Consider the following 14,389-nt stretch of genomic DNA (forward strand, 5'->3'; position numbering starts at 1 on the left):
TCAGGGTGGGACTCCGGCCGGGTGGCACCGGCCGGCTGGAGCGACCCGGGTGACACGCCCTTGGAAGAGACACGACGAAGGGCCCATCACCGGGGTGACGGGCCCTTCGTATCAAGTACCCCCGACCGGATTCGAACCGGCGCTACCGCCTTGAGAGGGCGGCGTGCTAGGCCGCTACACAACGGGGGCGAGGATCTTGCGTTTCCGCAGATCCAAGCTGGTCTACCTGGACTCGAACCAAGACTAACTGAACCAGAATCAGTCGTGCTGCCAATTACACCATAGACCAATGGTGGTTTAGACCATTCAGTACCCCCGACCGGATTCGAACCGGCGCTACCGCCTTGAGAGGGCGGCGTGCTAGGCCGCTACACAACGGGGGCCCTAGCGTCCCATGATGATCGGGACCGTACCCCCGACCGGATTCGAACCGGCGCTACTGCCTTGAGAGGGCAGCGTGCTAGGCCGCTACACAACGGGGGCTCTGCGGATGAGATCCGCACCTGCAGATGAGCTCTGCGAGCTGGCCTACCTGGACTCGAACCAAGACTAACTGAACCAGAATCAGTCGTGCTGCCAATTACACCATAGGCCACTGGAACGCAAGCCCCGGAGGGGATCTTGTTCTAGTTGTGCGCCCGGGTCCTTGGCCTTCCGGCCCGCTCTCCGCGGCGCAGGAAGAACATTACCCGAAGCTGGACGGGGCTCCAAAACGAGTATCGGCGTGGACGATCGGGGGGAGTTCGGCCAGCGAGGAGATCCGGTGGGCCGCTGCGACGGCGGTGCCGTCGGCCGGCGTCCCGACCCGGTCGATCCACACGGACAGCAACCCGGCCTCGGCCGCGCCCCGTCCGTCGATCTCCGGATGGTCACCGACGTACGCCACCTCGTGGGGCGGCAGTTCCAGGGCCGCGCAGGCCGCCAGGAACGCCTCGCCCGCGGGTTGGGAGACGCCGAGTTCCGCCGCGCACAGCACCGCCTCGAACCGGTCGCGCACGCCCAGCGCGCGCAGCTTCGGGTCCTGGACCCGGATGCTCGAATTGGACAGCACCGCGTGCCGGTGGCTCGCGGCGAGGGCGTCGAGGACGGGCAGCACGTCCGGGAACAGGCTCCAGGCGGCTTCGTAGTGCCGGACGTGGCGCAGGAACCAGGACTCGGCCTCGCCGTCGGTCAGCTCCGCGCCCAGGAACATCCGCACCCGGTCCCGGCGCTGTTCCTCGAAGCCGACCTCGCCGGAGCCGAACCGCGCCCACTGGAGGTCGGTGATCTCCCGCCAGCGCGCGAGGGACTGCTCCGCGCTGTCGTACCGGTGGAGCAGTCCTTCGGCTGCCAGGTGCGCGCGCATCCCGGCCCGGCCGGCGGAGGTGTGGTCGAACAGCGTGTCGTCGACGTCCCAGACCACGGCTCGGATGCTCATGGGGCGACGGGAACGCGGGGGCCGTGACCACGTCTGTACTTTCGGCGTCCCGGGGCTCGCGGATGCCGTAGCTTGGACGGACCGACGAGCGAAAGACCGAGCCACAGCCATGACCGAGTACCGCGTCCAGTTCACCGTCGAGGCCCGCGCCGCGTACGAGGACCTGCCCGCGGAACGCCGGGCCCAGGTGGACAGGGCCGTGCGCGTCCTGGCCCGTGATCCCTTCCGCAAGACGTCGACCGCCCAGCTGGGACCGGACGAGCACCTGCGCAAGGCGTACGTGGCCCCTGGCGTGCTGCTGGAGTACATGGTGGCCGGCGCGATCATGGTCGTCGTGGTGCTGGAGATCTTCGACGAGAGCCACTATCTGATCGACGAGGCCGACGCGCAGTGACCGGCACCGAGGGGCGGCACCCGGGCATCGGGTGCCGCCCCTCGCGCATGGTCCGGTGTCTACGCCGCCAGCTTCGCGAGGGCCGCGTCGATCCGGGCCAGCGTCGACTCCTTGCCGAGTACCTGAAGGGACTCGAAGAGGGGCAGGCCGACCGTGCGGCCGGTGATCGCCACCCGCACCGGGGCCTGGGCCTTGCCCAGCTTGAGGCCGTGCGCCTCGCCGGCCGCCAGGACGGCCTCCTTCAGGGCCTCGGCCGAGGCCCAGTCGGCCTGCTCCAGCCGCTCGCGGGCCGTGCGCAGCAGGGCGTCCGAGCCCTCCTTCATCGCCTTCGTCCAGCTCGCCTCGTCGAAGACCGGCTCCGGCAGGAACAGGAAGTCGACGTTGTCCGTGATCTCCGACAGGACCTTGAGGCGGGTCTGCGCGTGCGGGGCGATCGCCTGCCACTTGGCCTCGTCGAACGCCTCGGGTGCCCAGGGCGCGAACGGGGCCCGGAGCCACGGGCGGCAACGCTCCGTGAACTCCTTCACGTCCAGCAGCCGGATGTGGTCGGCGTTGATCGCCTCGCACTTCTTCAGGTCGAAGCGGGCCGGGTTCGGGTTCACGTCGGCGATGTCGAAGGCCGCGACCATCTCGTCGACCGTGAAGATGTCCTGGTCGGCGGAGAGTGACCAGCCGAGCAGGGAGAGATAGTTGAGCAGGCCCTCGGGCAGGAAGCCGCGCTCCCGGTAGAGGTTCAGGCTGGACTGCGGGTCCCGCTTCGACAGCTTCTTGTTGCCCTCGCCCATCACGTACGGCAGGTGGCCGAAGGCCGGCACCTCCTGGGCGATGCCCAGCTCGATCAGCGCCTTGTAGAGGGCGATCTGGCGGGGGGTGGAGGAGAGCAGGTCCTCGCCGCGCAGGACGTGGGTGATCTCCATCAGGGCGTCGTCGACCGGGTTGACCAGCGTGTACAGGGGGGCGCCGTTGGCCCGGACGATGCCGTAGTCGGGCACGTTCTCCGGGGTGAAGGTCAGCTCGCCGCGGACCAGGTCGGTGAAGGTGATCGTCTCGTCGGGCATCCGGAAGCGGACGATCGGGGTGCGGCCCTGGGCCTCGTACTCCGCGACCTGCTCGGTGGTCAGGTCGCGGCAGTGGCCGTCGTAGCCGGACGGCTTGCCGGCGGCGCGGGCCGCCTCGCGGCGGGAGTCCAGCTCCTCCTGGGAGCAGTAGCAGCGGTAGGCGTGGCCGGCCTCCAGGAGCCTGGCCGCGACGTCCCGGTAGATGTCCATCCGCTGCGACTGGCGGTACGGCGCGTGCGGGCCGCCGACCTCGGGGCCCTCGTCCCAGTCGAAGCCCAGCCAGCGCATCGCGTCGAGCAGCTGGTCGTACGACTCCTCGGAGTCACGGGCCGCGTCGGTGTCCTCGATGCGGAAGACCAGGGTGCCCTGGTGGTGCCGGGCGAACGCCCAGTTGAACAGGGCGGTGCGGACCAGGCCCACATGGGGGTTACCGGTGGGCGAGGGACAGAAACGGACGCGGGGGGAGGTGGAGCCTGCTGCGCTAGCCACGCTTGACAACCTTGTTGGTGAGAGTGCCGATGCCTTCGATGGTGACGGCGACCTCGTCGCCGACGTTGAGGGGGCCGACCCCGGCCGGGGTGCCGGTGAGGATCACGTCGCCGGGAAGCAGCGTCATGGCCTCGGTGATGTTGACGATCAGGTCCTCGATGGAGTGGATCATCTCGCTGGTGCGGCCCAGCTGGCGCTGCTCGCCGTTGACGGTGAGCTGGACGGTGAGGTCGTTCGCGCGCTCCAGGTCGAGGTCCGTCTCCACCCAGGGGCCCAGCGGGCAGGAGGTGTCGAAGCCCTTGGCCCTGGCCCACTGCTTCTCGCGCTTCTGGACGTCACGGGCGGTGATGTCGTTCGCGCAGGTGTACCCGAAGACCACGTCCTTGACGCGCTCGCGCGGGACCTCGCGGCACAGCCGGCCGATGACCACCGCCAGCTCGGCCTCGTGGTGGAGTTCGGTGGAGAACGGCGGGTACTGGATCTCGTCGCCGGGGCCGATCACCGAGGTGGACGGCTTGAAGAAGGCGAACGGGGCGTCGGGCACCTCGTTGCCCAGCTCGCTCGCGTGCTCCGCGTAGTTGCGGCCGAAGGCCACGACCTTGTTGGGGAGCACCGGCGGAAGCAGCCTGACCTTGCTCAGCGGGACCTTGGTGCCGGACAGCTCGAAGTCCGTGAACGGGATGCCCTTGATGACGTCGAGGACGAGTTCGTCCTGCTTGTCGCCCTCGACCGCGCCGAAGGCGACGGTCCCGTCGATGGAGAACCTGGCGATGCGCACGAGTTGCTTGCGCCCCTTAACTGAAGACGACCGCGTCGGCTGGGGACCGGCTGGATGTCGGCTGGAGTCTGACGCTCCAGGCTAACGCGACAGGAGGCCGCGGCCTCGCGTATATAGCGGGGTACGGCCTGCCGGGGTACGCCTGTCCGCGGCGCGCCACGAGGGGCCGCGGGGCCGCTCGCGGGAGAGACGCGGAGCCCCTGCCGTACGAGGGCGGTCGCGGACCCCGCCGTATGACGTAAGGACGTAAGACAGCGGACACGGACCCCCGTACTACGGCAGCGGTCGCGAACCCCTTTACCACGGCAGTCGCGTACCGCCGTACGGCGACGGGTGTGCGCCCCCCGCGGTGGTGCGGCGGTCCGTGCGCGCCTACTCCGCGGCGACCGCCGCGGCCGGCAGCTCGTCGAGTACCGTGCGGCGCGGATTGGCGGTGTGGGCGGGGAGGTCGAGGGAGTGCTCCGGATGTTCCGTCGCCTGCAACTCCTCGGCGTCGTCGAGGTGGGAGAGAGTCGTGCGACGCGGGTTGGCTATGGTGCGGAACATCATCGTGGTCTTCACGGCGGTAGGAACCCTGTCCTGTGTGGGCCGGCGGTGCCGGTTGGCAGATACTTCCCTCTTGTAAAGCGTCAGGCTAAACATCCGATTCCCTGGCACCGTCGCGAAGTGCGCATGATCGCCATGTGAGTTTGCTCACGGATCCGAACACAATCCGGTCAATTCCGGCCCGCAACGCGCACTAACGAAACGGACATTGCAGCCCCGAACCCGCCATTCCGCTGCTGATCATGGCGACTGGGACACCCACCCGCCGTTGGCAACTCGCAGGAGTAAGTCCGTTATGGGCGAGATCATTTTCCACGCCTCGTGACGCTGTCCTCACACGCCGTCACAGGTTTCACGGGCTCGCCCATGGGCCTTGTTGGAGATCCGGCACTGTGCTGGAATTCCACGGACCGCCGCAGGATCGAGCCGGCGCTCAGGGGGCGCAAAGCAGCGCCGAGTGGCGGCGAGACAGGGGGAGCCAGCGCCGGTCACTCACGACCACCCGGGGGACGTATTCAGGGCGCTCCCCGACAACGCCGACACCGTGTCCCACCGCTCACGCGGAGGGGCGCCTGGTCCAGAGGTTGCGACGCTAGTGCAGGGACGTTTCAAGAGGGATGGCAGTGCTCCGGCCGAGCCGGGGCCGCACGGCGGGACCGACCGCGGTTCCTCCCCCCAGCACGCCCAGAACCCAGGCCCGACCCCGGCCGGTGACGGCCCAGAGCGCCCCGGGCGTCCCGGTGTCACGCCGCCGTCGAACCCCAAGCCCGCGGCCAAGCCGGCCAAGGGACCGTCCGGCCCCGGTTCACGAATAGCCCTGCGCAACTGGCGCATCTCCACCCGTCTGGTGTCGCTGCTCGCGCTCCCCGTCGTCGCGGCCACCACACTGGGTGGCCTGCGCATCAACCAGTCCATGGACGACATCCAGCAGCTCGACAACATGAAGCTGCTGACGGACATGACGAAGCAGGCGACCGAACTGGCCGCGGCGCTCCAGGAGGAGCGCGACCAGTCGGCCGGACCGCTGGCCAACGGCCAGAGCGCGAACAACTACACGGTCAAGGGCTACGAGCAGCGGACCGACCGGGCCCTGACCAACTTCCTCAACGCCTCCGAGCAGATCGACTCCGCGAGCAAGGACGGCAACCTCACGGGTGTCCGTGACAGCCTCGTCGGCCTGGCCGGCCAGCTGGACAGCCTGGCCAAGGTCCGCCGGACCGCGTACCAGCAGAAGGGCAACTCGACCCAGACGGTCGAGGCGTACCACCGGCTGATCACCCAGCTGATCGACCTCTCGCAGGACATGGCGGAGGCGTCCAGCAACCCGGAGATGATCCAGCGCACCCGCGCCCTGGCGGCGTTCTCCACCGCCAAGGAGTACGCGTCCGTGCAGCGCGCCGTCATCGCCGCTGCGCTGCCCGACACCAACAAGACGGTCGGCGCGCTCTCCGACAACGACCGGCTCTACGGCGAGTCCGCGCTGGAGAGCGAGTCCTCCGAGCTGAACATCTTCCGCAGCCTCTACTCCGGGCAGGGCGCCGAGGAACTCCTCAAGCCCATCGACGAGGGCAACCCGACCATCGAGTCCGCGGACACCTACGCCAAGCGCGCGCTCGGCGGCGAGGACGGCCTCAGCGTCCAGAAGCGTTCCTACCGCGACTGGGTGGACGACAGCTCGACCAAGATCGAGCAGATGCAGAAGATCGAGCACACGCTGCTCGAAGAGATGGAGCAGAAGGCCCGCGAGCTGCGCAGCGCCACCGAGCGCGACGCGATCATCTCCGGTGCGCTGATCCTGCTCGTCCTCGGCGTCTCCCTGGTCGGCGCCTTCGTCGTCGCCCGGTCCATGATCCGCTCGCTGCGCCGGCTCCAGGACACCGCCACCAAGGTCGCCCAGGACCGGCTGCCCGAGCTGGTCAAGCAGCTGTCCGAGTCCGACCCGCAGGACGTCGACACCTCCGTGGAGTCGGTCGGTGTGCACTCCCGGGACGAGATCGGCAAGGTGGCCGCGGCCTTCGACGACGTGCACCGCGAGGCGGTCCGCCTCGCCGCCGAGCAGGCCCTGCTGCGGGGCAACGTCAACGCGATGTTCACCAACCTCTCGCGCCGCTCCCAGGGCCTCATCCAGCGTCAGCTGTCCCTGATCTCCGAACTGGAGTCCCGCGAGGCCGACCCGGACCAGCTGTCCTCGCTGTTCAAGCTCGACCACCTCGCGACGCGTATGCGCCGTAACGGTGAGAACCTCCTCGTCCTCGCCGGTGAGGAACCCGGCCGCCGCTGGACCCGTCCGGTCCCGCTGGTCGACGTGTTGCGCGCCGCCGCCTCCGAGGTGGAGCAGTACGAGCGGATCGAGCTGGCCTCGGTGCCGACCACCGAGGTCGCGGGGCGCGTCGTCAACGACCTCGTGCACCTGCTCGCCGAGCTGCTGGAGAACGCGACATCGTTCTCCTCGCCGCAGACCAAGGTCAAGGTCACCGGTCACGCGCTGCCCGACGGGCGGGTGCTGATCGAGATCCACGACACCGGCATCGGCCTGTCCCCCGAGGATCTCGCGGCGATCAACGAGCGGCTCGCCTCGCCGCCCACCGTGGACGTCTCCGTCTCCCGGCGCATGGGTCTGTTCGTGGTCGGCCGGCTCTCGCAGCGCCACGGCATCCGCATCCAGCTGCGCCCGTCCGACTCCGGTGGTACGACGGCGCTCGTCATGCTGCCCGTCGATGTCGCCCAGGGCGGCAAGGCGCCCGCCGGCAAGCCGGGAGTGCCCGCCACGGGCGGTCCGGCCGCCGCGCAGGCCGCCGCCGGCGCGGCCGCGGCCCGGCGCAACGCCGCCCAGGGCGGCGGCGGTGCCCTCGGGGCCGGCGCGCCCGCCGGTGCGCTCGGTCCCGGTGCCGCGAGCGCCGGTGGACGGCTCGGCGCCGGGAGCGGGCCGCGCGGCCAGGTCGGCGCGGGTCAGGGGCCGCGGGCCGCGCTGCCCGGCACCGGCCAGGGCGCGCTGCCGGGTGGGCCCGGCGGCGCGGGCGGGCCGCGGCAGGACCGGCCGGCTCCGGCCGGGGCGGGCGCCGGAGCCTTCGGCGGTCAGGCGCCGGGTGCCCCGCAGGGGCTGCGGGCCGCGGGCACGGGCGGGCCGCAGCAGGACGTCTTCGGCGGCCGTGGCGCCGCCCCGCAGCGCGGTGGCGCCGGCCAGGGCCGCCAGCCGCAGCTGCCGCCGCGCGGCGGTCCGCGGGCCGAGCTGCCGGGCGGCAACCCCCAGCCGCGCACGCCCGGCTGGGACGAGGGCGTGCCGCCGCTGTCCCGGGCCTCGCTGGACGCCCCGCGCGGCCACGACGAGCAGGACCCGGCGCAGACCTCGCGCATGCCGCGCGTCGACGACCGCCAGGGCCCCGGCGCGACGGCGGAGATGCCGGCCGTCCCGGCGGCCGACGCCTCTCAGGATCCGGCCGCCACCGGCGAGTTTCCCCGCCCGGACTTCACCGGCGCCAACGGCGCCCAGAACACGGGCCAGTTCACCCACGCGGGCTTCGACACCCCGCAGCGCGACAGCGGCCAGTTCCCGCGGCCCGGCGGGCCCGGTCCGCAGGGCTCGGGCCAGTTCGTCCGCTCCGACGTCTTCGGTGGGCCGATCGGACAGCAGAACCCGTCCACCACGGGCCAGTTCCCCGCGCCGGGCTACGACAACGGCTCGACCGGCCAGTTCCCCGCGCCGGGCTACGACAACGGCTCCACGGGCCAGTTCCCGGCCCCCGGCCACGACAACAGCTCGACCGGCCAGTTCGCCGCACCGGGCTACGACAACGCCCCCACCGGGCAGTTCCCGGCCCCCGGCCACGACAACAGCTCCACGGGCCAGTTCCCCGCACCGGGCTACGACAACGCCCCCACCGGGCAGTTCCCGGCCCCCGGCCACGACAACGGCCCCACCGGTCGGCACTCGCTGCCCACCCGGCCGGGCCAGCCGCAGGGCCAGCAGCACCCGGGCCAGTTCGAGCAGCCGCAGGCGAACGGCCGGGGTGCCGACTTCGGCGCGCCCCGCCCGCCGGTGCCGGCCCAGCGCGGACCGCGGCAGGAGCCGGAGGCACTGCTGCCCCCGGCGAACACTCCCGGTGACGGCCGTACGCCGCTGTACGACACGCTGGAGACCAACTGGTTCCGCGGCGGCCAGCAGGAGCGGCCGCAGGACGGCGGCCCGGCCGATCCGGCCCCGCAGCAGCAGCCGCAGGGCGAACCGGCCTTCCCGGGGGACCCGCAGCGTCCCGTCACGAGTTCCTGGCGCAGCTCGCCGAACGACGAGCTCGTCCGGCAGGCCCAGCGGGTGCGGCAGCCCGCCGCGGGCGGCGTCACCACCTCCGGTCTGCCGCGCCGCGTGCCCCGGGCGAACCTCGTCGCGGGCACGGCTCAGGAACAACAACAGCACCACAGCGGTCCGCAGGTCTCGCGTGCGCCCGATGACGTACGCGGCCGGCTGACCAATCTCCGTCGGGGTATCGCGCAGGGTCGCCAGGCCAACAACGGCCAGACCGGCAGCTTCCCGAGCCCCACTCACCAGCAGGAGCGTTAGTTGAGCCAGATGAGCCAGGCGGCACAGAATCTCAACTGGTTGATCACCAACTTCGTGGACAACACCCCCGGGGTGTCCCACACCGTCGTAGTGTCCGCCGACGGACTCCTTCTGGCCATGTCGGAAGGGTTTCCGCGGGACCGCGCCGACCAGCTCGCGGCCGTCGCCTCCGGGCTCACCTCGCTGACGGCCGGGGCCTCCCGGATCTTCGAGGGGGGCACCGTGGCGCAGACGGTCGTGGAGATGGAACGCGGGTTCCTCTTCCTCATGTCCATCTCGGACGGCTCGTCCCTCGCCGTCCTCGCCCACCCGGAGTGCGACATCGGCCTCGTCGGCTACGAGATGGCGCTCCTCGTCGACCGCGCGGGCGCCGTCCTCACGCCCGACCTGCGCGCCGAACTACAGGGCAGTCTGCTCCACTGACCGGCCCCGGATCCACCCAGCTCACCAAATCACCGTCCGGCCGCCACAATCCCCCCACCGGCCCCGCCAGGCACGACTGTCCGACCTGCTGTCCCGCCCGGAGGATTCATGACCCCGCCCACCGCCTCTCATGATCCGTACGCGGAGCCGTACGGGGACGAGGGCGACCAGCCGCTGGTACGTCCGTACGCGATGACCGGCGGCCGGACCCGGCCGCGCTACCAGCTCGCCATCGAGGCACTGATCAGCACCACGGCCGACCCGGCAGCGCTCATGGGGCTGCTCCCGGAACACCAGCGGATCTGCCACCTGTGCCGCGAGGTGAAGTCCGTGGCCGAGGTGTCGGCGCTGCTGACCATGCCCCTGGGCGTGGCCCGGATCCTGGTCGCCGACCTCGCCGAGGCCGGCCTGGTCGCCATCCACCAGCCGGGCGGCGACGAGAACAACGGCGGTGCACCGGACGTGACACTGCTCGAAAGGGTGCTCAGTGGACTTCGCAAGCTCTGACGGGGGCCGGGCCACCACCTCCGCGAAGATCGTGGTGGCGGGGGGCTTCGGCGTCGGCAAGACGACCTTCGTCGGTGCCGTCTCGGAGATCAACCCGCTGCGCACGGAGGCCGTCATGACGTCCGCGAGCGCGGGCATCGACGACCTCACCCACACCGGGGACAAGACGACCACGACGGTCGCCATGGACTTCGGCCGCATCACGCTCGACCAGGACCTGATCCTCTACCTGTTCGGCACGCCCGGCCAGGACCGGTTCTGGTTCATGTGGGACGACCTGGTCCGCGGCGCCATCGGCGCGGTCGTCCTGGTGGACACCCGACGCCTCTCCGACTGCTTCCCCGCCGTCGACTACTTCGAGAACTCGGGTCTCCCCTTCGTCATCGCCCTCAACGGCTTCGACGGCAATCAGCCGTACACCCCCGACGAGGTCCGCGAGGCCCTCCAGATCGGCCCGGACACCCCGATCATCACGACCGACGCCCGCCACCGGGCCGACGCCAAGAGCGCGCTCATCACGCTGGTCGAGCACGCGCTCATGGCGCGGCTGAGGTAAGAGGGAAGAGAGACGGCCCGGGTGGCCGCGCCGAAAGGGTAGGACTCAAGTCGGAAGTCGCTTACGGCAGTTGCCGTACCGGCAGGGGATCCGGCTGTTGCCTGAGACACGGTCGGCTCCCCTGTTCATAACGTTTCGGCAGAGGAATCGGTTCAGATCGATACGCGTCGCGGTCGAATGAACCCGCTGCGCGCACAAGAGCCCCGCCTTTTGGCGGGGCTTGTTCTTTATGACCGGTTTATCTGCGGCTCGGATCACGCGGAAATCACTGGCTTCACTGTTTGGAAGTGCGCTGGTCGTCGTGCTGGAATGCCTGAACTGCCCAGTAGTCAAAGACGTACTGAGGAACCGAGTAGTGGTCCGTCGACATATCGGGCTCTGAGAGACTGCGGCACGACGTAGGTGCCCGCCGCCGAGAGGTTGTTGGTCGAGTGAGGCGAAGCAAGAACGGCCCCGAGCCGTCGGCCCGGGGAAACTTCACCCCGCCGCCGCGCGCCGCGGCGCCCAGCCCCCTGCCCGGTCCTCAGCGGACGGCCGCTCCCGCGCCGCGCGGCGGCCGCCTCTCCCCACGCAACTGGCGGGTGCCGACCCGGCTGAACGCGATCCTGCTCATACCCGTGGTGGTCGGCCTGGTCATGGGCGGGTTCCAGGTGAACAGTTCGATCGACACCTGGAAGCAGGCCCGGGACGCGGAGAGCACCGCGCGCCTGGTCCGCGCCGCCCTCACCTACGCGGACGCTCTGTACGTCGAGCGCGACGTCTCCGTGGCACCCCTGCTGCTGAACACCGACAAGACACCCGTCGACGACGCCCGCAAGAAAACCGACCAGGCCGCCAGCGCCTTCGACCAGGCCGCGCGGAACATGCCGCGGAAAGCCGGCCTGGAACGCCGTCTGAAACTGTTCCGCGAAGAGGAGCCCAAGCTCCAGGACCTGCGCAAGACGGCCTACACCACGAAACTCACCGGTGTGGGGACCGAAGAGGGCTATGTCGGGATCGCCCACCCCTTGATGGAGTTCGCCAACGAACTCGGACTGGGCACCGGCAACATCACTTCCTACGGCCGTACCGTCTACGCCATCTCACTGACCAAGGCCGCGCTGTCCCTCGAACGCTCCATCGGCATGCACCTGCTGATCAAGCCGGGCCCGGACGCCCCCAACCTGGCCACCCAGCGGGTGGCCCTGTCGTCGTACGCCTATCTGGAGCGGATAGCCGTCGAGGAGTACGTGGGCGGCGGTACCGACGCGGACGCGCAGAAGCTCACCGACGCCGAGAAGAAGATCAGGACCGACGGCGCCGCGCTGGCCCAGCAGGCCAAGGCCAAGGACCCGAAGTACGTCGCCCCGCCGGCCAACCCGACCACGATGGTCTCGGCCGTGGCCTCGCTGCCCGACACCGGCACCGCCGCCCGCCAGGCGCTGGCCCAGAAGGGCATCACCGCGCAGAACTGGTGGGCGGTCAACACCCTCAAGTACGACGCGTACCGCACGATCGAGTCGGACCTGGCCGACAAGGCGGTGAGCGAGGCCGCGGGCATCGCCGGCGACGCCCGGACCTCCGCGTTCGTCACCGGTGCCGCGATCGTGGTCGCTCTGTTCGTCGCGTTCCTCCTGGCCGGCGCCGTCGCCCGGCAGATGAGCCGCTCGATGCGCCGGCTGCGCAACGCCGCCTTCGGCATCGCCGAGCAGCGCCTGCCGATGCTGGTCGACCAGCTCTCCCGCACCGACCCCGGCCGGGTCGACACCCGGGTCGCGCCGATCCCGATCGCCTCGACCGACGAGATCGGCGAGGTCGCCCGCGCCTTCGACCAGGTCCACCGCGAGGCCGTCCGGCTCGCCTCCGAGCAGGCCCTGCTGCGCGGCAACATCAACGCGATCTTCACCAACCTCTCCCGCCGCAACCAGTCGCTGATCGAGGGCCAGCTGACCCTGATCACCGACCTGGAGAACAACGAGGCCGACCCGGACCAGCTGGAGAGCCTCTTCCGGCTGGACCACCTGGCGACCCGTATGCGCCGCAACGGCGAGAACCTGCTCGTCCTCGCGGGCGAGGAGCCCGGCCGCCGCTGGGACCAGCCGGTCCCGCTGGTCGACGTGTTGCGCGCCGCCTCCTCCGAGGTGGAGCAGTACGAGCGCATCGAGCTGTCCGGCGTACCGGAGGCCGAGATACACGGCCGCGCGGTGACCGACCTCGTCCATCTGCTGGCCGAGCTGCTGGAGAACGCCACCACGTTCTCCTCGCCGCAGACCAAGGTGCGGGTGACCGCGACCCGGCTGCCCGACGGCCGGGTCATGATCGAGATCCATGACAAGGGCATCGGCCTGACCGCCGAGGACTTCGCGGACATCAACCACAAGCTGGCCAACCCGCCGACCGTGGACGCGGCGATCTCCCAGCGCATGGGCCTGTTCGTGGTCGGCCGGCTGTCCGACCGGCACGGCATCCGGGTCCAGCTGCGGCCCTCCGGCGAGCAGGCCGGCACCACCTCGCTGGTCATGCTCCCCGACGCGATCACCCACGGTGGTCGCGGGCAGCAGCCGCTGAACCGCGAGTTCACGGTCTCGCAGATCATCCCGGAGCAGCCGTTCCCGGGCGAGCACCCCGGTCAGCAGCTGCCGATGCGCACCGCGGCGGAACTCGGCTTCGACGACAGCCGCTACCCCGACGTCCCCGACGACATCCGGGAACTGGACCCGGTCGGCCGCTCCCTGAAACGCGGGGAGCGCCGCGCGGCCCTCGGCGGCCAGGCGCAGGACACGGGTGCGCTCCCCCAGGGCGGGCAGGAGACACCCGGAGCGCCCTCCTACGCCGAGGGGTTCGACGCACAGACGTACGACAGCGGCCGTACGGGCTACCAGCAGCAGCCCGCGCCGTACGACCCGCAGCCGGCGTACGAGCAGCCGGGCCCGCCGTCGTACGGCGAGCAGTACTACGCGACCGACGGCGGCCTCCCGCAGGGCGGCACGTTCACCCCGAACGGCGGCTACCCGCAGCAGGCGTATGCGGAGCCCGCCCAGGAGCAGCAGGCGAGCGCGCCCGGCGAGGCGGCCGGCGCCTTCCCCGGTTTCGGCGAGCAGCCCCACCAGGATGACTGGCCCCAGCGGGACGGCTACCAGAACGGATATCCGGGCCCGTACGCTCCCGAAGCGGAATCTTCGCAGGCCGGTGACGTGACGGAGCGGGACCGCGTAGGCTTCGACCGTCCGGGACCGGCTTCCTCCGCCGTCCACGAGCTGACCGACGCCGGGCTGCCCCGCCGCGGAACCATCGCGAGCGGTCCGAACGGCAACGGCCCGCTCGACGGGGCGGCCGGGCACCAGGAGACGCCGGAGTCCGCACCGGAGAACGACGGGGACGGTGGCTGGCGTTCGGCGAACGACGAGCGCTGGCAGCACGCCTCGCAGCTGCGCAAGCCCAAGGCAGGCGGGGTCACCCCCTCCGGCCTGCCGCGGCGGGTGCCCAAGGCCAACCTGGTCGAGGGCGCCGCGGAAGCCACCCACCAGGGAGGCCCACAGGTCTCCCGAGCCCCGGAGGACATCCGGGGCAGGCTGAGCAACCTGCGTCGGGGCGTCCAGCGCGGACGCAACGCTGGCGCAGGCGGTGAAACGAATGGCCAGGGCTTCGGTCCTGACAGCACCTACGACCAGGAGCGTTAGTGTGAGC

Annotated in this window: 10 protein-coding genes and 5 tRNA genes; 6 read left to right on the forward strand and 9 right to left on the reverse strand. The window is 70.8% G+C overall.

Annotated elements, in window-relative coordinates:
- Nucleotides 1-116 precede the first annotated feature (116 nt).
- The 6 genes from ACFY2B_RS19010 to ACFY2B_RS19035 form a co-directional block, all read right to left on the reverse strand.
- Nucleotides 117-189, reverse strand: a tRNA-Glu gene (locus ACFY2B_RS19010).
- Between the two features lie 28 nt (nucleotides 190-217).
- Nucleotides 218-289 (reverse strand) — tRNA-Gln (locus tag ACFY2B_RS19015).
- A 21-nt stretch (nucleotides 290-310) separates the two neighbouring features.
- A tRNA-Glu gene (locus tag ACFY2B_RS19020) sits at nucleotides 311-383 on the reverse strand.
- A gap of 27 nt (nucleotides 384-410) precedes the next feature.
- A tRNA-Glu gene (locus ACFY2B_RS19025) sits at nucleotides 411-483 on the reverse strand.
- A gap of 40 nt (nucleotides 484-523) precedes the next feature.
- Nucleotides 524-595, reverse strand: a tRNA-Gln gene (locus ACFY2B_RS19030).
- Nucleotides 596-685: 90 nt separating this feature from the next.
- Entirely contained in the window at nucleotides 686-1,417 is a 732-nt protein-coding gene (locus ACFY2B_RS19035) for an HAD family hydrolase (protein ID WP_390764254.1), read from the reverse strand.
- Nucleotides 1,418-1,526: 109 nt separating this feature from the next.
- Here ACFY2B_RS19035 and ACFY2B_RS19040 point away from each other — a divergent pair, with 109 nt between their 5' ends.
- Nucleotides 1,527-1,811: a type II toxin-antitoxin system RelE/ParE family toxin gene (locus ACFY2B_RS19040; protein WP_390764255.1), complete on the forward strand. Its 285-nt coding sequence runs from the start codon at nucleotides 1,527-1,529 to the stop codon at nucleotides 1,809-1,811.
- 59 nt (nucleotides 1,812-1,870) lie between these two features.
- Here ACFY2B_RS19040 and gltX read toward each other — a convergent pair whose 3' ends face one another.
- The 3 genes from gltX to ACFY2B_RS19055 all read right to left on the reverse strand — a co-directional run bounded on the left by gltX (nucleotide 1,871) and on the right by ACFY2B_RS19055 (nucleotide 4,697).
- Nucleotides 1,871-3,358: a glutamate--tRNA ligase gene (gene gltX, locus ACFY2B_RS19045; RefSeq protein ID WP_390764256.1), complete on the reverse strand. Its 1,488-nt coding sequence runs from the start codon at nucleotides 3,356-3,358 to the stop codon at nucleotides 1,871-1,873.
- Nucleotides 3,351-4,136: a fumarylacetoacetate hydrolase family protein gene (locus ACFY2B_RS19050; protein WP_376533231.1), complete on the reverse strand. Its 786-nt coding sequence runs from the start codon at nucleotides 4,134-4,136 to the stop codon at nucleotides 3,351-3,353. Before ACFY2B_RS19050 ends, gltX begins: the two co-directional genes overlap by 8 nt.
- Before the next feature lie 372 nt (nucleotides 4,137-4,508).
- A complete protein-coding gene (locus ACFY2B_RS19055) occupies nucleotides 4,509-4,697 on the reverse strand; it encodes a hypothetical protein (protein ID WP_390764257.1) in 189 nt (62 codons plus the stop codon).
- 580 nt (nucleotides 4,698-5,277) lie between these two features.
- Here ACFY2B_RS19055 and ACFY2B_RS19060 point away from each other — a divergent pair.
- From ACFY2B_RS19060 to ACFY2B_RS19080, 5 genes are all read left to right on the forward strand, one after another.
- Nucleotides 5,278-9,237 carry a nitrate- and nitrite sensing domain-containing protein gene (locus ACFY2B_RS19060; RefSeq protein ID WP_390764258.1) on the forward strand — a complete coding sequence of 1,320 codons (3,960 nt, stop codon included), beginning with the start codon at nucleotides 5,278-5,280 and terminating at the stop codon, nucleotides 9,235-9,237.
- Nucleotides 9,238-9,246: 9 nt separating this feature from the next.
- On the forward strand, nucleotides 9,247-9,660 hold the full coding sequence (locus ACFY2B_RS19065; RefSeq protein ID WP_037654657.1) for a roadblock/LC7 domain-containing protein: 414 nt from the start codon (nucleotides 9,247-9,249) through the stop codon (nucleotides 9,658-9,660).
- 108 nt (nucleotides 9,661-9,768) lie between these two features.
- On the forward strand, nucleotides 9,769-10,167 hold the full coding sequence (locus tag ACFY2B_RS19070) for a DUF742 domain-containing protein (protein WP_121890765.1): 399 nt from the start codon (nucleotides 9,769-9,771) through the stop codon (nucleotides 10,165-10,167).
- The gene (locus ACFY2B_RS19075) at nucleotides 10,148-10,723 is read left to right on the forward strand and encodes an ATP/GTP-binding protein (protein ID WP_376533228.1); all 576 of its coding nucleotides are present in this window, start codon (nucleotides 10,148-10,150) and stop codon (nucleotides 10,721-10,723) included. Before ACFY2B_RS19070 ends, ACFY2B_RS19075 begins: the two co-directional genes overlap by 20 nt.
- A 431-nt stretch (nucleotides 10,724-11,154) precedes the next feature.
- Entirely contained in the window at nucleotides 11,155-14,382 is a 3,228-nt protein-coding gene (locus ACFY2B_RS19080) for a nitrate- and nitrite sensing domain-containing protein (RefSeq protein WP_390764259.1), read from the forward strand.
- Nucleotides 14,383-14,389 lie beyond the last annotated feature (7 nt).

Origin of the sequence: Streptomyces sp. NPDC001270 (assembly GCF_042896695.1) — a bacterium.
Lineage (GTDB): Bacteria > Actinomycetota > Actinomycetes > Streptomycetales > Streptomycetaceae > Streptomyces.

What these genes read in the sequence shown, in the direction of transcription:
- ACFY2B_RS19035 (WP_390764254.1), bottom strand. Translation starts at nt 1,417, where the DNA reads ATGAGCATCCGAGCCGTGGTCTGGGACGTCGACGACACGCTGTTCGAC.
- ACFY2B_RS19040 (WP_390764255.1), top strand. Translation starts at nt 1,527, where the DNA reads ATGACCGAGTACCGCGTCCAGTTCACCGTCGAGGCCCGCGCCGCGTAC.
- ACFY2B_RS19065 (WP_037654657.1), top strand. Translation starts at nt 9,247, where the DNA reads ATGAGCCAGGCGGCACAGAATCTCAACTGGTTGATCACCAACTTCGTG.
- ACFY2B_RS19070 (WP_121890765.1), top strand. Translation starts at nt 9,769, where the DNA reads ATGACCCCGCCCACCGCCTCTCATGATCCGTACGCGGAGCCGTACGGG.